This is a genomic window from Nonomuraea sp. NPDC049750, assembly GCF_040659625.1.
Classification (GTDB): Bacteria; Actinomycetota; Actinomycetes; order Streptosporangiales; family Streptosporangiaceae; genus Nonomuraea.
Genome location: NZ_JBFANB010000004.1, coordinates 238568 through 260314 on the forward strand (window position 1 = coordinate 238568; position 21747 = coordinate 260314).

Annotated in this window: 15 protein-coding genes; 8 read left to right on the forward strand and 7 right to left on the reverse strand. The window is 70.0% G+C overall.

Annotated elements, in window-relative coordinates; translation table 11 throughout:
- Positions 1-354: 354 nt before the first annotated feature.
- Positions 355-2463: an excinuclease ABC subunit UvrB gene (gene uvrB, locus AB0J16_RS13010; RefSeq protein ID WP_357946355.1), complete on the reverse strand. Its 2109-nt coding sequence runs from the start codon at positions 2461-2463 to the stop codon at positions 355-357.
- A 217-nt stretch (positions 2464-2680) separates the two neighbouring features.
- Here uvrB and AB0J16_RS13015 point away from each other — a divergent pair, with 217 nt between their 5' ends.
- From AB0J16_RS13015 to AB0J16_RS13030, 4 genes are all read left to right on the forward strand, one after another.
- Positions 2681-3223, forward strand: a complete 543-nt coding sequence (locus AB0J16_RS13015) for a hypothetical protein (protein ID WP_358538043.1) — start codon at positions 2681-2683, stop codon at positions 3221-3223.
- A gap of 117 nt (positions 3224-3340) precedes the next feature.
- Positions 3341-4918, forward strand: coding sequence for an SPFH domain-containing protein (locus tag AB0J16_RS13020; protein ID WP_358538045.1), 1578 nt, complete (start codon positions 3341-3343; stop codon positions 4916-4918).
- On the forward strand, positions 4915-6144 hold the full coding sequence (locus AB0J16_RS13025) for an SPFH domain-containing protein (protein ID WP_357945627.1): 1230 nt from the start codon (positions 4915-4917) through the stop codon (positions 6142-6144). Before AB0J16_RS13020 ends, AB0J16_RS13025 begins: the two co-directional genes overlap by 4 nt.
- 9 nt (positions 6145-6153) lie before the next feature.
- Entirely contained in the window at positions 6154-6924 is a 771-nt protein-coding gene (locus AB0J16_RS13030) for a sporulation protein (RefSeq protein ID WP_358538047.1), read from the forward strand.
- A gap of 91 nt (positions 6925-7015) precedes the next feature.
- Here AB0J16_RS13030 and AB0J16_RS13035 read toward each other — a convergent pair whose 3' ends face one another.
- Positions 7016-7876: a PIG-L family deacetylase gene (locus tag AB0J16_RS13035; protein WP_358538049.1), complete on the reverse strand. Its 861-nt coding sequence runs from the start codon at positions 7874-7876 to the stop codon at positions 7016-7018.
- Between the two features lie 210 nt (positions 7877-8086).
- On the opposite strand from AB0J16_RS13035, the gene AB0J16_RS13040 reads away from it, so the two are divergent.
- Genes AB0J16_RS13040 through AB0J16_RS13050 form a run of 3 tightly spaced genes read left to right on the forward strand, consistent with a single transcriptional unit; the run spans position 8087 to position 10621 of the window.
- Positions 8087-9127, forward strand: a complete 1041-nt coding sequence (locus tag AB0J16_RS13040) for a hypothetical protein (RefSeq protein ID WP_358538051.1) — start codon at positions 8087-8089, stop codon at positions 9125-9127.
- A 41-nt stretch (positions 9128-9168) separates the two neighbouring features.
- Entirely contained in the window at positions 9169-9786 is a 618-nt protein-coding gene (locus AB0J16_RS13045; RefSeq protein WP_358538053.1) for a hypothetical protein, read from the forward strand.
- 10 nt (positions 9787-9796) lie between these two features.
- Entirely contained in the window at positions 9797-10621 is an 825-nt protein-coding gene (locus AB0J16_RS13050; RefSeq protein ID WP_358538056.1) for an inositol monophosphatase family protein, read from the forward strand.
- On the opposite strand, the gene AB0J16_RS13055 is transcribed toward AB0J16_RS13050, so the two are convergent.
- Positions 10608-11774: an SLC13 family permease gene (locus tag AB0J16_RS13055; protein ID WP_358538059.1), complete on the reverse strand. Its 1167-nt coding sequence runs from the start codon at positions 11772-11774 to the stop codon at positions 10608-10610. The two genes, AB0J16_RS13050 and AB0J16_RS13055, sit on opposite strands and share 14 nt — an antisense overlap.
- A gap of 170 nt (positions 11775-11944) precedes the next feature.
- Between AB0J16_RS13055 and AB0J16_RS13060 the strand changes: the two genes are divergently transcribed.
- Positions 11945-17512 (forward strand): TIR domain-containing protein, encoded by a 5568-nt coding sequence (locus tag AB0J16_RS13060; RefSeq protein ID WP_358538061.1) that lies wholly within the window; start codon positions 11945-11947, stop codon positions 17510-17512.
- 62 nt (positions 17513-17574) lie between these two features.
- Here AB0J16_RS13060 and coaE read toward each other — a convergent pair whose 3' ends face one another.
- The 4 genes from coaE to rpsA all read right to left on the reverse strand — a co-directional run bounded on the left by coaE (position 17575) and on the right by rpsA (position 21552).
- Positions 17575-18177, reverse strand: a complete 603-nt coding sequence (gene coaE / locus AB0J16_RS13065; RefSeq protein WP_358538063.1) for a dephospho-CoA kinase — start codon at positions 18175-18177, stop codon at positions 17575-17577.
- A gap of 26 nt (positions 18178-18203) precedes the next feature.
- Positions 18204-18650: a GNAT family N-acetyltransferase gene (locus AB0J16_RS13070; protein ID WP_358538065.1), complete on the reverse strand. Its 447-nt coding sequence runs from the start codon at positions 18648-18650 to the stop codon at positions 18204-18206.
- Between the two features lie 125 nt (positions 18651-18775).
- A complete protein-coding gene (locus AB0J16_RS13075) occupies positions 18776-19957 on the reverse strand; it encodes an epoxide hydrolase family protein (protein ID WP_358538067.1) in 1182 nt (393 codons plus the stop codon).
- 107 nt (positions 19958-20064) lie between these two features.
- Positions 20065-21552: a 30S ribosomal protein S1 gene (rpsA, locus tag AB0J16_RS13080; protein WP_225291707.1), complete on the reverse strand. Its 1488-nt coding sequence runs from the start codon at positions 21550-21552 to the stop codon at positions 20065-20067.
- Positions 21553-21747: the final 195 nt, after the last annotated feature.

A 21747-nucleotide genomic window follows, 5' to 3' on the forward strand; every position in this document is an offset into this window, starting at 1 on the left:
GGGCCCCTATAACCCACTTTCCGGCCCCTGTCACAGCGGCCGGTAAGCCCGCTCTCCGGCCGCTGTGACAGCTGCGGCCGTGGGCTCGGGGCCGGAGCGGTGGAGAGTATGTGCAGGTCTCGATGGTGGTGCCGCCAAGGAAGCTCGCTCCGGCCAGCTGGCCCGGCGAAGCGTGCTTGGGAAGGCGTCCGAGCGCAGCGAGGCCCCTCAGGGGGCGGGCGTCAGCCCGCCTGGGAGGACGTCCGGAGCGAAGCGGAGGCCCATTGTGGGCGGGCGGGCATCAGACGGCCAACCACCGAATCGGGTGGGGAGAAAGAACGCCCGCAGCGAAGCGGACGCCCTTTCTCCGGTCGGCTACTGGACGCCTGCCTCCCGCATGTCGCGCAGCTCCCGCTTGAGCTCCTTGATCTCGTCGCGCAGTCGGGCGGCCACCTCGAACTGCAGGTCGGCCGCCGACTGGTGCATCTGCTCGGTCAGCGACTCGATCAACGACTCCATCTGTGCCCGGGGCATCTCCCCCGCGATGGTCTTGGCGTGCTGCCCGGCCTGGCGGGCGGCGAACCCGGGCACGGGTGCCTTGCCGCGCGACTGCTGGCGGCCGCCGCCGAGGAGGCGGTCGGTGTCGGCGTCCTCGCGCTGCAGCGAGTCGAGGATGTCGGCGATCTTCTTGCGGAGTGGCTGCGGGTCGATGCCGTTGGCCTGGTTGTAGGCGATCTGCTTGGCCCGCCGCCGGTTGGTCTCGTCGATGGCCCGCTCCATCGACGGGGTGACCTTGTCGGCGTACATGTGGACCTGTCCTGAGACGTTTCGGGCGGCCCGGCCGATGGTCTGGATCAGGGAGGTCTCCGAGCGGAGGAAGCCTTCCTTGTCGGCGTCGAGGATGGCCACCAGCGACACCTCGGGCAGGTCGAGGCCCTCGCGCAGGAGGTTGATGCCGACCAGCACGTCGTATTCGCCGGAGCGGAGCTCGCGCAGCAGCTCGATGCGGCGCAGCGTGTCGACCTCGCTGTGCAGGTAGCGGACCCGGATGCCCAGCTCGAGCAGGTAGTCGGTGAGGTCTTCCGACATCTTCTTGGTCAGCGTGGTGACCAGGACCCGCTCGTCGCGGTCGGCGCGCTCGCGGATCTCGTGGACCAGGTCGTCGATCTGCCCCTTGGTGGGCTTGACGATCACTTCGGGGTCGACCAGCCCGGTCGGCCGGATGACCTGCTCGACCACGTCGCCCTTGACCCGGCCCAGCTCGTAGGAGCCGGGCGTGGCCGACAGGTAGACGGTCTGGCCGATGCGCTCCAGGAACTCCTCCCACTTCAGCGGCCGGTTGTCGAGCGCCGACGGCAGGCGGAAGCCGTGGTCGACCAGGGTGCGCTTGCGGGAGGCGTCGCCCTCGTACATGGCGCCGATCTGCGGCACGGTCTGGTGGGACTCGTCGAGGACCAGCAGGAAGTCTTCCGGGAAGTAGTCGAGCAGCGTGTTGGGCGCGCTGCCCGCCTCGCGGCCGTCCATGTGGCGCGAGTAGTTTTCGATGCCCGAGCAGGTGCCGATCTGGCGCATCATCTCGATGTCGTAGGTGGTGCGCATGCGCAGCCGCTGCGCCTCCAGCAGTTTGCCCTGCCGCTCCAGCTCCGACAGCCGCTCGGCCAGCTCCGCCTCGATGCCGTTGACGGCCATCGCCATCCGCGCCTCGCCGGCGACGTAGTGGGAGGCGGGGAAGATGTAGAGCTCCTCGTCCTCGGTGATGACCTCGCCGGTCAGCGGGTGCATGGTGGACAGCTTCTCGATCTCGTCGCCGAACATCTCGATGCGTACGGCCAGCTCTTCGTACTTCGGGATGATCTCGATCGTGTCGCCGCGCACCCGGAAGGTGCCCCGCGTGAAGGCGAGGTCGTTGCGGGTGTACTGCATGTCGACCAGGCGGCGCAGCAGCTGGTCGCGGTCGACGTCCATGCCGACCCGGAGCCTGGCCATGCGGTCGACGTATTCCTGCGGCGTGCCCAGGCCGTAGATGCAGGACACGGAGGCCACCACGATCGTGTCGCGGCGGGTCAGCAGCGAGTTGGTCGCCGAGTGGCGCAACCGCTCGACCTCGTCGTTGATCGAGGAGTCCTTCTCGATGTACGTGTCGCTCTGCGGGACATACGCCTCAGGCTGGTAGTAATCGTAGTAAGAGACGAAATATTCAACCGCGTTGTTGGGCAGCATCTCCCGCAGCTCGTTGGCGAACTGCGCGGCGAGTGTCTTGTTGGGCTGCATGACCAGCGCGGGCCGCTGCAGCCGCTCGATCAGCCAGGCGATCGAGGCCGTCTTGCCGGTGCCCGTGGCGCCCAGCAGGACGTTGTCCTTCTCCCCGGCCTTGACGCGGCGCTCCAGCTCGGCGATGGCCGTCGGCTGGTCGCCGGAGGGAGTCATCTCGGTGACGACCTCGAAGGGCGCCACCTTCCGCTGCAAATCAGTGACCGGTCGCATGATGCCACTGTAGGCGGCGCCACTGACAGAAACCGTCACCTGGTCAGGGGGGCCCTTCAGAAGGCTGCGGGTGACACCGCGTTCGGCGCGCAGCGACGCGATGCGGTTGGGGACGATCTCACTCATCGCCGCCGTCTTCTCAGCCGATGCGCTGCCGTGTTCGGTCACGGCGCAGGCACTGTACGTGAAAACGCTTCCTCACTATGGTGATCCCCTAATGAGGGGAATCATTGCGATATTTGCGGTCCTGCTGTTGACGGGGTGTCCGACGGAGGAGCCGAAGGACTGGCTGCTCAAGGATCCGAGCCGCTGGCCACTGGCCGCGTTGCTGGGTTCGGCATCCAGGTCGGGGATACCGGACGGGGCGGAGAGGGTGCTGGCACGGATCCAGGTCGCGAAGTACGACCTGGTCCCCTGGATCCACAGCAAGGGCGTGTGCGGGCTCGCCGATCAGGGGTCCTCCGGCTACACCTTCAACATGAGCCAAGACCTGACGAAGTCCGAGGGGAACGTCACCACAACGGAGGAGGGTTTCGCGGGGCCCAAGGAACTCATGACCGGAAGCAACATGGAGAGCAGCGTGACGCTGTGGTGCTCCCCCACCCGGATGTTCGTCATCGTCGAGGCCAAGGACCTCGGAAAGGTGCGGATTTACGGGAACGCGGCGGCCAAGACGACCAAAGGGAAGCTGACGGTCGTGGTGGGCACGCCGGAGGCGGTCAAGCAGTCACTCCCCGACGCGACCATGATCGGTCGCTAGCCCCGTTTCCGCATGTGAGCGCCAAGCACCTCACCCTGGAGCAGCTCCACCTTGCAAGCGAACCGAAAGCGACACCCGATACGGTCGAATCCGCCCGTAGCGGAAGAGGAAGGTGCAATGTCACGACCCAGAGAGGCGTTGATCCAGGCAGGTCAGGGCATAGCCCAGGCGGTCGTACAAGGCGGTGATGTCCGTCAAGCCGTCGGCCAGGCGGTGGACCAGGCGGGCCAGCTGGCCGGTCAGGTCCAGGTTCAGGGCTTCGCGCTGAACCCGTACGACTTCGCGGCGGCCCGTGACGGCGGCGTGTCGGTGGGCACGCTGATCGAGGCCCGGTCCGCGTCGCTGAACGAGGCCGGCGAGATCATCAACCGCAGCTTCGCCGAGAACGGCATGCACGTGATCTCGCCGGTGGTGATCCCCAAGGGGACCACCGCGAAGGTGGTCGTGCCGCTGGGCATCCTGGTGGTGCTCGGCCTGATCGGCGCGCTCGGCAACGTCATCCCCCGAACCGATGTGTTCTTCGGCCCGCACTACTGGATCGTCCTGGTCCTGGCGGCCGCCTTCCTGTGGTGGCGCCGCAGCGTGGTGATGGTGCCCGAGGGCTGCAAGGCGCTGATCACCAAGTTCGGCAAGCTGGTGCAGATCGCCGACCCCGGCCGGGTGACGCTGTTCAACCCGTGGAAGCGGGTCAGCTACATCGTCAACACCACCCGTGAATACCCGTTCAACGCCCCCATCAGCGAGGCCCCCACGCAACAGGGCGTCAAGGCGAGCGTCGACCTGTTCCTGCAGTTCAGGATCGAGAACCCGGCGGAGTTCATCTTCGTGCTCGGCTCGGTCAGCGGCTTCCAGTCCAAGCTGCAGAACGCCATCAGCGAGGTCACGCGCTCCCTCATCTACGCCCAGCGGGCCGAGGACATCTACGACCTCGTGGGCGAGAGCACGCTGGGCATGCTGGACAACCTCAACCAGCAGTTCCTGCCCGCCGTACGCCTCACCGACGTGAACATCACGCACGCCGAGCCGTCCAGCCAGGAGTACCGGATGGACCTGGCCGCCCCCGAGATGGTGCGCGTCGCCAAGGAGGCCTACACCTACGAGTACGAGCTGCAGCTGCGCAAGGAGCAGAACGAGGGCGACCTGATCAAGGAGCTGGCCGGACTGCAGGAGACGCTGAGCGCGATCCAGGCGGAGATCGCCGGCTACCAGGCGCGCATGGACACGGCGCTGGAGCGGGCCTCCCACCAGGCCAAGGCGCAGGCCAGGCAGCGCCTGGTCGAGGCGGAGTCCTCCGCCAACGCCAACTCGGCGCTGCTGGAGGCGCAGGCGCTCGACATCAGGGCGCTCAGCGCGGCCGAGGCGCCGGAGATCCTCGACTACCGCTTCCAGCAGGACCTGCTGGACAAGCTGGAGTCGGTCGCGACCCGGCTGCCGCAGGTGGTGCAGGTGGGCGAGCACACTGACATCGACTTCCTGGCGCTGGCCCAGCAACTGGTCGGCGGCAAGGGGGCGGCGCTGTTCTCGGCCGAGGACATGGCCGCGATCCGGGGCCGGCTGGCCGAGATCGGCGAGCGCGTGGCGGGCAGGGAGGCGGAGATCACCGCACTGCTCAAGAAGGTCGCCGAAGAGGTGAGCGAGGCGCCCGAGCCCGCGCTCGCCGCCACGCTGCCGACCATCGAGGGTGAGGTCCGATGAGCCGCGAGTTCTCGAAGATCAAGGAGTCGCTGGCCTCCTGGTCCGACATCCGCCAGCTGCTGCGCGGCGGTGAGCAGGGCCAGCTCGTGCCGGTCGTGATCCCCAAGGACAGGCGCGGCTTCGCCTGGATGGCTCTGGTCTTCATCGCCGTCTACTTCGCCGGGATGGCGGTGATGGGCAACCTCGTCGTGACGGCCTCGCTGGGCGCGTTGTTCTTCCTCGCCGTCGCGCTGGTGTGGATGTGGCGCCGGGCGATCATCGAGATCGAGGAGGGCACCACCGGCGTACGCAGCCGCTGGGGCGCCATCACCGGCACGCTCCCGCCGGGCCGCCACTACCTGTGGCTGCCGTGGGACCGGGTGGACGCGGTCGTCGACACCTCCACCGAGATCCCGTACTCGGCGCCGATCGTGGCCTGCCCGACGGCGGAGAACGTACCGCTGAAGTCGATCGAGTTCTTCCTCAAGTTCCGCATCGTGGACCCGGTCGCGTTCGTCCGCACGATCGGCGCGGGCAACTTCGACCTGGTGTTGTCGAGCGCCGTACAGGACGCGATCAGGCAGCGCAGCCGCAAGGTCAACACCGAGCGCGCGTACGACCTGCGCGGCTCCGACGTAGGCGACATGCAGGAGGCGCTCAACCGCCAGCTCGGCCGCTACGGGGTGCGCATCACCGGCGCGAACATCCCCGACGTGCAGCTGCCCGACCAGTACCAGCAGCACCTGGCCACCCGCGAGAAGGTGGCCAAGGAGCTGTCGGCCTACGAGCGCGAGTGGGAGCTGACCCGCAAGCGCCGCATCGACACCCTGCTCATGGAGATCGAGCGCTCCAAGAAGACCCGCGACGCCCGCGTGGTCGAGGTCAAGGCCGCGCACAACACCGCGCGCAAGGACGTGGCGCGCATGCTGGAAGAGCAGGAGACGGAGGCCCAGCGGGTGCGCTGGGAGATCGAGGCGCGCGGCCGCGCCGAGCTGACCGCGGCCGAGAACGAGGCCAAGGCCCTGCGCAGGCTGGCCGACTCCTACCGCGACAACCGGGCCGTGCTGCAGTACGAGCTGGCCCGCAGGCGCCTGGACGTGGGTGCCAAACTGGCGGAGAACGCCCCGCAACCCCTGGTGGTCCGCACCCAGCAGGGATCCGGCGACTCCGCGCTGTCGACCTTGCTCCTGGCCCAGTTGCTCCCCCGCTTCTCGGGCCATCACAACGGAGAGACCCCCGGGTCATAGGAGAACCCCATGGTGTTCCGCAAACTGATGGCCGCGTTCGGCGCGGGCGTCGAAGTAGACACGGTCCTGGCCGGCAGCGGTGTACGGCCCGGTGAGACGTTACGCGGAGTGGTGAACTTCCGCGGCGGCGGCGCCGACTACAAGGTCGAGGGCATCTACCTCGACCTGACCGCGGTGGTCGAGGTGGAGCGTGGCGACGAGGAGTACAAGACCACCTACGGCTTCCTTCGCCAGCAGGTCGCCGGGACCTTCCAGCTCAGCGCCGGCGCGCAGCACAGCCAGCCGTTCGAGATCGTCATCCCCTGGGAGACGCCGATCAGCGCCATCGGCGGTCATCCGCTGCACGGCATGCGGCTGGGCGTGCAGACGGAGCTGGCGCTGGCCGGCGCGATGGACAAGGGCGACCTCGACCCGCTGTTCGTCAACCCGCTGCCCGCGCAGGAGCACGTCATCGCCGCGCTCGACCGCCTGGGTTTCGGCTTCAAGAAGGCCGACCTCGAACGCGGCACGCTGCGCGGCTCGACGATGCCGTTCTTCCAGGAGATCGAGTACTACGCGGGCGGGGAGTGGCGGCGGCACTTCAACGAGCTGGAGCTGACGTTCATCGCCGGGCCGCGGCAGATGGACGTCATCCTGGAGGCCGACAAGCGCGGCGGCTTCCTGACCTCCAGCCACGACGCCTACAACCGGTTCACGGTCCGCTACGACGACCCGAGCGGGGCCGACCAGGCGCTCCGGCACGCTCTGGAGCAGATGGCGCGCCGGCGCGGCTGGCTCTAGGCCACGTAGCGGCCGACAGCCACCTCCGGACGCCGGGCGGCGTGGAGCGACAGCTCACGCCGCCCGGCGTCGGCGTCCTGGAGCCTGGACATCAGTGGCGATGGCTGTGGGTCGTGACCTTGTACATCCGGTCGTACCAGGCCCGGTAGTGCCAGCCGGACCTGGCCCGGTAGTCGTGGCGCCGGTAGACGCCGAAGATCTCCCGCTTGAGCTCCCGCCACCGCTGCGGCACGTTGGGCGCCCAGGTCGTCATCGGGTAGCCACGGTAGGCCACCAGGCGCACCCGCCGATCCGCGGCAGCGGCGGCGGCGAAGCGGGCCGAGGCCACGTGGTCGGGGTGGTCGCACAGGCGGCAGCGCGGCGGCGGGTCGGGGTCCAGGGTGCGGATGACGTTCGCCTGATATCTGGCGTAGACGGCACGCAGCATCGCCACCACGTTCTCCCGGCTCACGCACCGCCGCTCGGCGGGGTCGAAGACGCGTACGCAGCCACGCCCGGCCCACAGCCGGGTCAGCGCGTCACGGCCGCCGTCGGCCCGCGGGTCGCCGCCGTCCGGCAGCCCGGCATAGATCAGGATCACCTTCGGCCGCTCGACCAGGGAGTCCACCTTGACGGGCAGCCCCCCGGCGGTGATCACCGTGCTGCGCCATTCGTCGCGCACCCCCGCCAGGTGGGCGTACGCGGCGCGCAGGCCCTCGACGCGGTCGCGTGCGTACATGTACGGGTCATGATGGTCGTCCAGCCCCGCGGTGCCCTCGCCCGCGGTGAGGTAGACGGTCACGCTCGGCCGCTCCCCCAGCACCCCGCCGTAGAGGTCGGGGCTCATGAACAGCAGATCGTCGTCCGGATGGGCGACGACCTGCACGAACCGTTCCCCCAGGACCAGCTCGTCGGACACCGTGGCGGCGATGGCCGGCGGCACGGGACACACCGTGTAGACGACCAGCGCCATCGCCAAAGAACCCGAGCGCAAGCTCGGTATTAACCCCTTCATCCCCACCCCCCGTCCAGTAAGCGTAAAGATCTCGCGATCTCCACGCCCTACCTTTAAGGGGGATATGTCAGGTCATACTCAGGGAGGAGGCCTGCTCTTTCCGCGCACTTGGCGGGGTCGTTACCATGATTTCGGGAACTGACTGATCGTCGGATGCGGGGCAATGCGATGGCACGGTTCACGGCGGCGCTGAAGCGGATCGCCCCATGGGCGGCGCAGAACGCCGACGGCGCGATCGCACTCGGTCTGGCCATTGTAGTCGGCGTGCTCGGGATCATGCCGGACGGCATCTTCGGCAAGGAAGGCGACAAGGTCCAGGATCAGCTGGTCAGCGCCGCGACCCTGGTGATCCTGGCACTGGTGGCCACCGCGCTGCTGCGCGACCGGGTGCGTCAGGCGCCGTTGGAGGAGACCGTCACCTCCGGCGCGCTCGCCCAGCTGCCCGTGCGGCTGGCCCGGCTCGAGGCGATCGAGGACCTGGTCACCGGCACGCGGCGGGCTCTCGACTCGCTCCAGCTGGTCAGGGTGCTCGGCAGCAGGCAGGAGATCGCGCAGGCGCACGCCGACGCCCGCAAGGACACCACGCGGTGGAGCTTCAAGGGCGGCACCGGCACCTACCTGCGCGCGGTCACGCTGCCCGAGTGCGTGGCGGCGGCCAGGAAGGTCAAGCGCCACCTCACGGTCAGGGTCGAGATCATCGACCCGGCCAACGTCGAGGTGTGCGAGACCTACGCCCACTACCGCCGCTCCCTGTCCGACGCGCCCGACGGCACCGGCGAGACCTGGACGGCCGACCGGGTCAGGAAGGAGTCGTACGCCACGATCCTGGCCGCCTTCTGGCACCGCCAGCGCTACGGGCTGCTCGACATCGGCATCGGCCTGTCCTCCACGATGACGACCTTCCGCTGGGACCTGTCGGCCACCCGCCTGATCATGACGGTCGAGGACCCCAACCGGGCGATGACCGCGCTGGCCGACACCTTCTACTACGAGAACTGCGACACCGAACTGCGGCTCAGCTTCGAGCAGGCCCGGCTGGTGCCGCTGGAGATGTACAAGAAGGTGCCGCTGAGCGACGAGCCCACGGTCGAGGAGGTGCAGGAGCTGTTCACCCGGATCTCGATCCCGCTGCCCAGGTCCTACGACGACCGCGACGTCGTCGACATCGCCCGCAAGGCGCTGCGCGCCAGGAATCCGTACGACGCATGAGCCGTCGCGATATGAGCAGTCGTGATATGAGCAGTCGTGATATGAGCAGTCACGGTGCCTACCAGCAGCTCGCCCAAGGACAGGCGCGGCCGTGGGCGCTGGCGGCACTGTCGGGCACCGGCATCAGGGCCGTACGCCACCCGCTCGGTTTCGTCTGCCTGCCGCTGGAGCGTGACGGCGGCGAGGGGGTATGTCTCCATCTGTGGTCGGCCAGGTTCACGCACGCGCGGAGCACCACGTCGGGCATCCACTGCCACAGCTGGGACCTGCTCAGCCATGTGCTCTATGGGCAGGTGCGCAACGTGCACGCGGTGGTCACCGACGCGGTGCGCGACCCGACCCACCGGGTGTTCGAGGTGGTCAGCGGCGCCGACGGCGACCGCATCACGCCCACCCGCCGGACCGTACGTCAGGAGACAGGGCTGGTGGAGGAGTTCGGCCCCGGCGACACCTACACGCTGGCGGCCGGCCGGTTCCACAGCAGCGTCGTGCCGGCGGGCGGCGAGGCGGCCACGATCGCGCTCGGCCGCGGCCGGCCGGGCAGCCGCGACCTGTCGCTGGGCCCGCTCGGCACCGGCGACCACCATGTGTCCAGGCAACCGCTCGACGACGAGGAGACGGCACTCGCCGTCAGCCTGATAGCCGCCCACCTGAGTTGAGGGGCCCCGAATGGATCTGGATCACGCTCGCGCGGTCGCCGTCACCGCCGCCGAGGCCGCGGGCGAACTACTCGTGTCCGGCACCCGCGGCGTGCTCGGCGCCCGGCCGAAGGGCGGTTCGGGCGACGTCGTCACCGAGCTCGACCTGGCCTCGGAGAAACTGCTGGTCGAGCACATCCTCACCGCCTTCCCTGCGCACTCCGTCATCGCCGAGGAGTCGGGCCTGCTCGGCGCCGCCGACGGTGAGTGGACGTGGCTGATCGACCCGCTCGACGGCACCAACAACGTGGTGATCGGCCTGCCCGCCTACGTCGTCGGCCTGGCCCTGTGCCGCTCGGGACGCCCCATGCTGGGCGTGGTGCACGACCCGGTCTCGGCTCAGACCTGGTCGGCGATCCGCGACCGCGGCGCGATCACGTCCTCCGGGATGCGGCTGGCCCCGCCGCACAACCCCTCGCCGCACGGCCCGCTGCTGGCGTGGACCCAGGGCTACTCGGTGTCCAGGGGCGACGCGACCGTACGGGCCATCAAGTACGCCCTGGAGCTGAGCGCCCGTCGGATGCTGCAGCTGTGGGCCCCGCTGCTGGCCTGGGCGATGCTGGCCAGGGGCGACATCGACGGCATCGTCGGCTACCGGGCCGAGGCGGTGGATCTGCCCGCGGGCGCGCTGCTCGCGCGGGAGGCGGGCATCGAGATCCGGGCGCTCGACGGCGGGCCGTTCGAGGAGGGGATCGACGGCACGCCCGACGACCGCAGCTTCGTCGCCACCCACCCGAGCGCCATGCCCGGCCTCCTCGATGTGCTCCGCGGGAGTGGAGCGGTCAGCCGAACGTGACAAGGGCCCACACGCTGGCGAGCAGGCCGACGATCGCCAGCCCTGTGCCGGTGGCCAGGAAGCGGCGCATCGGTACGGACACGTCGTGACGGCGGCACGACTCGAACCAGAGCAGCGTCGCCAGTGACGCCCACGGCGTGACGACCGGCCCCACGTTGGTGCCGACCAGCAGGGCCAGCAACCGGTCCTGGTCGCTCGACGGGATGACCTCGGCGATGGCCTGGAAGGCGGGCAGGTTGTTGATCAGGTTGGACAGCCCGGCACCCACCGCCGCAGTCCGGTAGGGGTCACCCTCGGCGCCGATCATCCAGCGCATCAGGTCGGCCAGGCCGTAGCGGCTGAGGGTGGGCACCACCAGGAACAGGCCCGTCACGAAGATGAGCAGCTGCCAGGGGATCAGGCTCCAGGTCAGCCGGGCGCGGTCGCGTACCAAGAAGGCCACCACGATGACCAGCGCCGCCACCGAGGCGGCCACGCCGACCTGGACCTTGACCAGCAGCGCGCCGATGAACAGTAAGCAGCCCACGGCCGCGGCGGCGAACAGCACGCGGTCAGCGACCGGCTCCAGCAGCGGCGGCGTGTAGCGCAGATCGCGACGCTGGCCCCGGCGCCAGAAGAAGACCCACAGGAAGGCCATCGTCACGGCGATCGAGACGATCTGCGGCACCCACATCCGCCCGGCGAACTGCTGGGTGTCGAGCGCGATCTTGTTGATGCCGAGCAGGTTCGTCAGGTTGGAGACCGGGAGCAGCAGGCTGGCGGTATTGGCCAGCCAGATCGTGGTCATCGCCAGGGGCAGGGCGGCGATGCGCGCCCTGGGGGCCAGCGCCAGCATGACCGGGGTGAGCAGCACCGCGGTCGTATCGAGATTCAGAAATATCGTAATAAATGAGGCGAAGGCTGTGCACAGGAAGAAGAGCGCGACGTAGTTGCCCCGCCCCAAGACCGCCATCCGCGCCGCGATGGCGTCGAAGACCTGGGCCTCCTTGGTCAGCTCCGCCAGCACGATGATGCCCACCAGGAAGACGAGCAACGGCCCGATCTCATCCAGGCTGTCCACGGCTTCGCGCCACGGCAGCAGCCCGGTCGCCACGAAGACGAGGCCGAGCCCGAGCAGCCCAATCCTGATCCAGTCGAGCACACCAAGACGCACCTGTCGATGATCGCACAACCCTGTTTATGGCCTCACTCCGTGAGGCGGGCTCGGTCGCCCAATGCCGCCGTCTTCCCCCGTCGCTCTGGTCGCTACGCTCCCGGCGCTCCTCCTCCAGACGACGGCGCTCCCTCGCCTGAAAGCACGCCCCCACAGGGGATACTGAGGGAATGGCACGTGACGGCAAGCCGACAGAGATCTTCGTCAGCTACTCCCCCGCCGACACGGCTTGGGCGACCTGGATCGCCTGGGAGTTGGAGGCGGCTGGCTACCGGACCATGATCCAGGCGTGGGACTTCGTGCCCGGCACGAACTTCATCGACTTCATGGACCGCGGCGTCAGCGAGGCGCAGGTGGTGGTGGCCGTGCTCTCGCGCAACTACCTGACCTCGCGCTACGGCCGCATGGAGTGGCAGGCCGCGCTCCGCGCCGACCCCGACAACCCGTCCAACAAGCTGATCACGATCCGGCTCGAGGACGTACGCCTCGAAGGGCTGCTGTCCACGATCACCTGGGTGGACCTGCTCGGCGTCACCGATTCCGGCCAGGCCAGGGCGCTGCTGCTGGGCCGGGTCAGGGAGGCCATGTCGGGCCGGGCCAAGCCGGAGGCGGCGCCCGCCTTCCCGACGGGCGCGGGCCTGCCGCTGCCCGCGCCGACCCTGCCGCCGCCTGGCGAGCGCTCGCGGGCCCGGCGTACCCCGGTGTCGGCGCCGAAGTTCCCGCCGTCGGCCACCGCCGACCACGGCCGCGAGTCGCTGACCGTGCTGCACATCGGCGGCCCCCGGTTCGGCCGGGCGCTGCCCGATCCGGGCGAGCCGTTCACGCCCGAGGACATGCAGGCGCGGATCTGGGCGGATCTCACCGAGATGTACGACAGGGGCATGCCGCGCCCCGATCTCATGGTGGTCACTGGCGACCTGACCGAGTCGGGCAGCCTGGGGCAGTTCGGGCAGGCGACCCGCTTCATCACCGACCTGCGGCTGCTGGTCGGCCTGGAGCCGCACCGGCTGGTGATCGTGCCGGGCCCGCGTGACGTCACCAAGGCCGCGGCCAGCGCCTACTTCCTCACCTGCGAGGCCGACGACGTCTCCCCGCAGCCGCCCTACTGGCCGAAGTGGCGGCATTTCGCGGGCCTGTTCGGCGAGGTGTACCAAGGGCTGGACGATCGGGTGTTCGACGGCGGGCAGCCGTGGACGCTGTTCGAGGTGCCCGACCTGAAGGTGGTCGTCGCCGGGCTCAACTCGACGATGGCCATGAGCCACCTCGAACGCGACGCCTATCCCCTGCTCGGCGAGGGGCAGGCCGCCTGGTTCGCCGAGCGGCTGCGCCCCTACGAGGAGAGCGCCTGGCTGCGGCTCGGCGCGATCGGGCACCCGCCGTCGGCCCTGCGGGACGCGCCGACCTACGACCGGATCCTCGCCCGGCGGCTCAACCTGCTCTTCCAGGGCGCGGGAGAGGCCGGTGAGGCCGCCGTCGCCGCGCCGCGCTCCGGCCATCACCAGGTCGTCGAGATCACCGCCGGCGGCCTGCGCACCTGGCTGCCCGGCGCCGACCGACCCGAGCGCGTCTCCCACAGCTGGCGGGCCGCCCAGGCCACCTTCACCGGAGAGGCCCCTGCCGCCCGCGCCCCCGAACCCGCGCCGGTCGAGCGCGAGCCGGGCCCGGTGGACCTGCTGCTCGATCGGATCACCGAGGTCTGCGAGGCCCGGCACGAGCGGGCCAGGATCCGCCGGTTCACCACCCACCTGGTCGTCACGCATCCCGAGGACGGGTTCGTCCGGCAGACGATGATCGGCGCGCACGTGGGCGAGCTGACCGCTGCCGAAGCCGATGATTTCGTCCGGCGGGCGCACGCCGCCGACCTCGCCGCCGAGCTCGTCTACCAGGGGCCGCCCCCGGCCAGGTCGCTGCGCGACGAGCTCATGCGCAGAGGGGTGCGGCTGCGCAGCTTCACCGAATTCCAGGGCCTGCTGGACCTGTCGGGTTATGTCGCCGAGCAGACGGCCCGGCTCACCAACGACCGCCGCTACCCGCCCAGCCTGTACGTCCCCCAGCGCTACCGCGAGCTCGACCGCCCCGGACACCAGGTCAGAGAGGGCCTGACCGACGAGCTGATGCGGCTGCTGGCCGCCGACCACGGCCGGTTCCTGCTGCTGCTGGGCGATTTCGGCCACGGCAAGACGTTCGCGCTGCGCGAGCTGGCCAGGCGCATCCCCGCCGAGCTGCCGCACCTGACGCCGATCCTGATCGAGCTGCGGGCGCTGGACAAGGCGCACTCCGTGGACGCGCTGGTCGCCGCCCACCTGGCCGGCCACGGGGAGGAGTTCATCGACCTCAAGGCGTTCCGTTACCTGCTGCGGCAGGGGCGGATCGTGCTGCTGTTCGACGGGTTCGACGAGCTGGTCACCCGGCTCACCTATGACCGGGCGGCCGATCACCTGTCGACGTTACTCGCCGCGGCCGAGGACAAGGCGAAGATCGTGGTCGCCAGCCGTACCCAGCACTTCAAGTCGCACTCCCAGGTGCTCACCTCGCTCGGCGAGATGGTCGGCGTGCTGCCGCAGCGGCGGGTGCTCAGCGTCGAGGACTTCACGCACGACCAGATCCGCGCCTACCTGGCCAACCGCTTCGTCGACGGCGACGCGGCGGCGGCGCGCATGTCGCTGATGGAGAGCATCACGGACCTGCTCGACCTGGCCCAGAACCCTCGGATGCTGAGCTTCATCGCCGATCTCGACGCCGACCGCCTCCGTACGGTGGCCGGCGCCCGCCACACGATCAGCCCGGCGCTGCTGTATGAGGAGATCCTCGGCTCGTGGCTGGCCTTCGAGGAGCGGCGGGCCAGGGTGCCGGGGTCGCCGACCCCCCTGACCACCGAGGAGCTGTGGCAGGTCGTGACGGGGCTCGCGCTGCGGCTCTGGGACTCGGGCGAGTCGCTGCTGGGCGTCGACGAGCTGACCGAGTACGCCGAGACGCTGACCGGCCTGGCCGGCGGCCAGCTGTCCGCCGAGCACGCCGCCCACGCGGTGGGCTCAGGGAGCCTGCTGGTACGCACCGAGGAGGGCATGTTCGGATTCATCCACTCCTCGGTCATGGAGTGGCTGATCGCCCGGCACATCGCCGCCACGATCGAGGCGCCGGTGGGGCTGTCGCGCCGGCCGCTGTCGGCGCTGACCGTCGAGTTCCTGTGCGACCTGGCCGACGTACGGGCGTTGCGGGCGTGGGTGGCCGACCCGCCCGCCGACGACGTGTCCCGGGCGAACGCGGTCAAGATCTCGGCGCGGCTGCGTACCCCCGCCAGGGCCGACCTGCGGGGCGCGAACCTCAAGGGCGAGGACCTGTCGGCCAGGGACCTGCAGGAGGTCGACCTGACCGGGGCCGACCTGACCGACGCCACGCTCGTCGGCACGAACCTGTCCCGAGCCGTCCTGCGCGACGCCAAACTGGCCGGGGCCCGGCTCGACGGCGCCAAGCTCGCGGGCGCCGACCTGACCGGGGCCGACCTGTCGGGCGCGCGGCTGGCCCACACGGACCTGAGCGACGTCTCCGCCGAGGGCGCCCGGTGGCACCGGGCCACGCTGATCAACGTGACGGGCACGCTGCCGGACCTGCCGGGCGCCTCCGTGGTGCCGGGCCAGCCGGTGGAGATCCAGCTCGCGCCCGCCGCGATCGGCGTGCCGTACGGCTATCACTTCCAGACCAGCCGGCTCCCGGAGCCCATCGCGTACACCCCCGACGGGTCCACGCTCGCGGTCGGCCACGAGGACGGCGGCGTGCTGCTGTGCGTGGCCGGCGCGCCCGTGCGGACGCTGCAGGGGCACGCGGGCCGCGTGTACGCGGTCTCGTTCGCCGGGACTCTGCTGGCCACCGGCGCGAGCGACGGCCTGGTCGTGCTCTGGGACGCCCTCACCGGCGCGCACCTGCGCGAGCTGCGCGGCCACGCCGACGGGGTCTGGCCGGTACGCCTCAGCCCGTCGGGCGAGCTGGTCGCGGCGGGCGGCGGCGACGGCGTCATCCGTGTCTGGGACACCGCCACCGGCCGGCTCGTCCACGAGCTCGCGGGCCACCAGGCACCCGTCTACACGGTGTCGTTCGGCGACTCGGTGCTGGTCAGCGGCGACTCGGCGGGCGTGGTACGCCTCTGGGACCTGGCGTCCGGGCAGGTGACGGGCACGCTCGACGGCCACCGCGGCTCGGTCTACCGTGCGGTCCACAGCCCGGACCGGTCGCTGCTGGCCACCGGCGACGAGGCGGGGACGGTACGCCTGTGGGACGCGGCCTCCTGGGCCCTGCGGCACGAGCTGAAGGGCCATTCCGGCAGCGTCTACTGCCTGACCTTCACCCCCGACGGCTCCCTGCTGGCCAGCGGCGACACGGCCGGGGCCGTACGACTGTGGGACCCGGCCGGCCAGGCCCACGGCGTCCACACCAGCCACGCCGGGTCCGTCTACCAGGTGCTCTTCTCCCCCGACGGCCGCACGCTGGCCAGCGGCGACTCCAACGGCGTCGTCCGGCTGCAGGAGGTGGGCGGCGGCCGGCGGGTCGAGCTGACCGGGCATCGCAGCTCGGTCTGGCCGTTCGTGTTCCGGCCCGACGGCGAGCAGCTGGCCACCAGCAGCAACGACGGGACGGTACGCCTCTGGGATCCGGTCAGCGGCCAGTGCCAGCGGGTGCTGCGCGGCCACGGCAGGCGGATCTCCTCGGTCAGGTTCAGCGCCGACGGCTCGATGCTGGCCACCAGCGGCAACGACGGCGTCGTCCGCGTCTGGGAGCCGCGCACGGGCCGCCGACTGCGCGAGGTCGCCGGCACCGCCGACCGGCTCATCTCGGCCCTGTTCTCACCTGCCGGGCCGGTCCTGGCCACCTCCAGCAACGACGGCGGCGTACATTTCTGGAACGCCGTCACCGGCGACTACGAGCGCGAGCTCAACGCCGAGACCGACCACGTGTGGGCCGAGGCGTTCAGCCCCGACGGCACGCTGCTGGCCACGGCCAACGACGACGACAGCGTACGCATCTGGTATCGGCCGACCAGCCGCCTGGTGAGCAACCTGGCCGACCACCGGGGCCGCGTCCGCTCGATCGCCTTCAGCCCCGACGGCCGTTACGTGGCCACGGGCTGCGACGACCGGCTCGTACGCATCTGGCACGTCGAGTCCGGCGGCCGGATCGCTACCTTGGAAGGCCATACCGACCGGGTCTACTCGGTCGTGTTCTCGCCCTCGGGCAAGCACCTGGCCAGCGCCGGCAACGACGGGCTCGCCATGCTCTGGGAGCTGCGGCCCGGCCAGCCCTGGCAGCCACGCCTGCGGCACACGCTCGACCGGCACGCGGGGCGGCTGTGGAGCGTCGCGTTCGACGCCACGGGCGAGCGGCTGGCGACCGGCGGCGACGACCTCATGGTGCGGGTCTGGGACACCGCGACGGGGCGGCCGCTGCACACGCTGGCGGGGCACTCGCGGCGGGTGTGGTCGGTGGCGTTCAGCCCCTCGGCGGACCTGCTGGCCAGTGCCGGGGACGACGGGGTGGTGATCCTCTGGGCGGGGACGGAACGACGGGCCACCCTGCTGGGCCTGCCGGAGGGGTGGGCGGCGCTGTCCCCGGACGGCAGGTACAAGATTCAGGGGGAGGTTTCCGGGCAGTTCTGGCACGTCATCGGGATGTCGCGGTTCGAGCTGGGTGAGCTGGACCCGTATCTGCCCGGGGTCCGCCAGGTGCCGCTCGACTCCCCGTTCTGAGTTTTCCTCCCGACCCGCCGGAAACCTGGCCGGCGGGTGTCCGGGCGAAGGCCGTCAGCCGGTCAGCCGCGCCCGGCTCGGGTCAGCAGGTCGTCCCAGACCTGGGCGACCCTGGTCTCCAGGTCGTCCAGGTCGCCCTCGTTGTCGATCACGATGTCGGCGATCGCCAGCCGGTCCTGGCGGGTCGCCTGCGCCGCGATGCGGGCCTTGGCGTCGTGCTCCGGCATGCCCCGGTGCTCGGCCAGGCGGGCGATGCGCACCTCGTCGGCGGCGTCCACGACGATCACCACGTCGTACATCGGCGCCAGCCGGTTCTCCGCGAGCAGCGGCACGTCGTAGACCATGATCGCGTCGTCGGCCGTCCGGCTCTGCAGATCGGCGACCCGCTCCCCCACCAGCGGATGCACGATGCCGTTGAGCGTCGCCAGCTTGTCGGGGTCGGCGAAGACGATGGCGCCCAGCTTCTCCCGGTTGAGTGAGCCGTCAGGGTGGAGCACCTCGTCGCCGAACACGGCCACCACGCGAGCCAGGCCCGGAGTGCCGGGCTCCACCACCTCGCGGGCGATCTTGTCGGCGTCGATCACGACGGCGCCCCGCGCCGCGAGGCGCTTGGAGACCTCGCTCTTGCCCGATCCGATGCCGCCGGTGAGGCCGATTTTCAGCACGCGGAAAGCCTATCCGCGATCGTGGATCAGCGGCGCATGTGGACCAAGGTGAGATGGTCGTCCATGCGCTCCCTGTGGGTCTCGCGGTAGCCCAGGCTGCGGTAGAGGCGCAGGTTGCCGTCGGACAGGTGGCCGGTGAACAGGTCGAAGGCCGTCGCCTCCGGCATCCGCTGGTGCAGCGTCCGCATCAGCGCCCGGCCCAGGCCCTGACGCTGCCGGTCCGGGGCCACCACCAGGCGGCCGACCAGGCAGGTGGTGCCGGCCAGCTGGCCGCGTACGGCTCCCACGATCCGGCCGGCGTCGGTGGCCTTGAGCACGAGGCCGGTCTCGATGACCTTGCGGACCTGCTCCACGGACTCCAGGAGCGGCGGCAGGAAGGGGTCGCCGTACAGCTGGGCCTCGCTCACGTACGCGGCCCGCTGCAGGGTGAGGATCTCACCGGCGTCCTCCGGCAGCGCACGCTCGATTTCCACGCGAGCACCCTACTGCGCCTCACTCCGCACCGCAGCCTCACCCCACGCCCTTGCCGCACCCGCCCGGACCTCCTTCTCGTGCCCCAACCAGAAGCCCCACCCACGCCCCTTGAGAAAGCCAGCTCCTACCGCGCCCCTTCCAGAGCTCCTTCCGGCGTCCCTCCCACTCGCCCTTCCAGGGTTCCGAAGAACGTGCGGATGCTCCGTACCAGCGGCTCGGGCGAGTTCATCGCCACCATGTGACTGTCGCCGTGCTCGCCCGCCCAGTGGACCACCCGATTCCCGCGCTCGGCGATGCGCCGCAGCAGCGGAGAGCCGCCGTGCGACACCCCGCTCGGCACCACGGTCTGGTTGATCGGCATGCCCGCCGCACCCTCGTAGTACGTCCACGACGACGAGCCGCCCGTCGCGGTCAGCCAGTAGAGGCTCGCGTTCGTGAGCACCAGGTCACGGTCGATGGGCTCGGCGGCCTCCTCATCGGGCCAGCCGTCGAACTCCTTGAACCGCTCCACCAGGTAGGCCAGCTGCGCCACCGGCGAGTCGGTGAAGCCGAAGCTCAGCGTCTGCGGCCGCTTGGCGAGGTAGGGGCCGTAGCCGCTGCCTCCGGCGAAGCGCTGGGTCAGGTCCGCGAGCTCGGCCAGCTCCGCCTCGGTGGCGTCGGCGAGCTCTGCCGGGTCGCCGGTGGGGATGCCGAGCCCGGCGGTGATGTGCGAGCCGATCACGTGATCGCTGTCGATGGCCGCCAGTTGCGGGGTGACCAGGGCCCCGGCGTCGTTGCCGTGCGCGCCGTACCGCTCGTACCCGAGCCGTCCCATCAGCTCGGCCCAGGTCCGCGCCACTCGTACGATGCTCCAGGGCCGCTCGTCGGCGGGCTCGGGGAACGGTGAGAAGCCGAAGCCGGGCAGCGAGGGGGCCACCACGTGGAAGGCCGTGGCCGGGTCGAGGCCGTGGGCGCGCGGGTCGGTGAGCGGGCCGATGACGTTCAGGAATTCGGCGACGGTGTTCGGCCAGCTGTGCGTGAGGATCAGCGGCAGCGCGCCGGGTTCCGGGGAGCGTACGTGCATAAAATGCACACTCTGCCCGTCGATGTCCGTGGTGAACTGCGGGAAGGCGTTGAGCTTGGCCTCCTGCGCCCGCCAGTCGAACCCCTCGGCCCAGTACGCGGCCAGCTCACGCAGGTAGCCGACCGGGACGCCCCGGCTCCAGCCGCCGCCGGGCAGTGTCCGCGGCCAGCGGGTACGCGTGAGCCGGTCTTTCAGGTCGTCGAGGTCGGCTTGCGGAATGGTGATGCGGAAGGGTTCGATCATGTGGCAACCCTAGGAAGCATCGCGGAAAGGGACGTTCCGCATTAACCAAAAAGAAAAACCCCGCACCGGATGGTGCGGGGTCTTTCTCTGTCAGCTAGTCAACCAGGTCAGCTCTGGCCGCCCGCGAGCTTCTCGCGCAGAGCCGCGAGAGCCTCGTCGGAGGCGAGGGCGCCGGCCGCCGGAGCGGACGAGCCCGAGCTGCTGGCCGGAGCCGCGGTCTCACCGGTGTAGGACGAGGGAGCGGCTTCGCCCGCCTCGGCCTCCGCCTTGCGAGCCTCTTCGATCTGCTTCTTGTGCGCCTCGAAGCGGGTCTGGGCCTCGGCGTACTGCCGCTCCCACTCCTCGCGCTGCTTGTCGAAGCCCTCGAGCCACTCACCGGTCTCCGAGTCGAAGCCCTCGGGATAGATGTAGTTGCCCTGGTCGTCGTAGGTCGCCGCCATGCCGTAGAGCGTCGGGTCGAACTCGACCTCGGCGCCGCTGACACCCTCGTTGGCCTGCTTCAGCGAGAGGCTGATGCGACGCCGGTCGAGGTCGATGTCGATGATCTTGACGAAGATCTCGTCGCCGACCTGGACGACCTGCTCCGGGATCTCCACGTGGCGCTCGGCCAGCTCGGAGATGTGGACCAGGCCCTCGATGCCCTCCTCGACCCGGACGAACGCGCCGAACGGCACCAGCTTGGTGACGCGACCCGGCACGACCTGGCCGATCTGGTGGGTGCGGGCGAACTGCTGCCACGGGTCTTCCTGAGTGGCCTTGAGCGACAGGGAGACGCGCTCGCGCTCCATGTCGACATCGAGGACCTCGACCGTGACCTCCTGGCCGACCTCGACAACCTCGGAGGGGTGGTCGATGTGCTTCCAGGACAGCTCGGACACGTGGACCAGGCCGTCGACGCCGCCGAGATCCACGAACGCACCGAAGTTGACGATCGAGGAGACGACGCCCTTGCGGACCTGCCCCTTCTGGAGGGTGTTGAGGAACGTCTGGCGAACCTCGGACTGCGTCTGCTCGAGCCAGGCGCGGCGGGACAGGACCACGTTGTTGCGGTTCTTGTCCAGCTCGATGATCTTCGCCTCGAGCTCGCGGCCGACGTACGGCTGCAGGTCGCGGACACGGCGCATCTCGACCAGGGACGCCGGCAGGAAGCCACGGAGGCCGATGTCGAGGATGAGTCCACCCTTGACGACCTCGATGACGGTGCCGGTGACGATGCCGTCCTCGTCCTTGATCTTTTCGATCGTGCCCCAGGCGCGCTCGTACTGAGCGCGCTTCTTGGACAGGATCAGGCGGCCCTCTTTGTCCTCCTTCTGGAGAACGAGGGCTTCGACGTGTTCGCCGACCTCCACGACGTCCGCTGGGTCGACATCGTGCTTGATCGAAAGCTCACGCGAGGGGATGACACCCTCGGTCTTGTAGCCGATATCGAGAAGGACCTCGTCTCGATCGACCTTGACGACGGTGCCCTCGACGATGTCGCCGTCGTTGAAGTACTTGATGGTCTCGTCGATCGCTGCGAGGAAGGCTTCCTCGGACCCGATGTCGTTGACCGCTACCTGCGGGGTGCTCGAGGTGGCCTCAGTGCTGGACGTCATGTGTGGAATTGCTCCGAACGCGGACAGGATGTCGATGTGGCGGACGCGCGGCAGGCCCTCTTCCGCATCAAGCCGAGAAATAACGACATCGACGTGACCGAGCGCGAGCCCGCTCCGTCTGAGGCGCGCGCGAGCCCACAGCGCAGCGATCAGCATATGAGACGTTGAGCGTGGGGTCAATCCAACCGGCCCCGC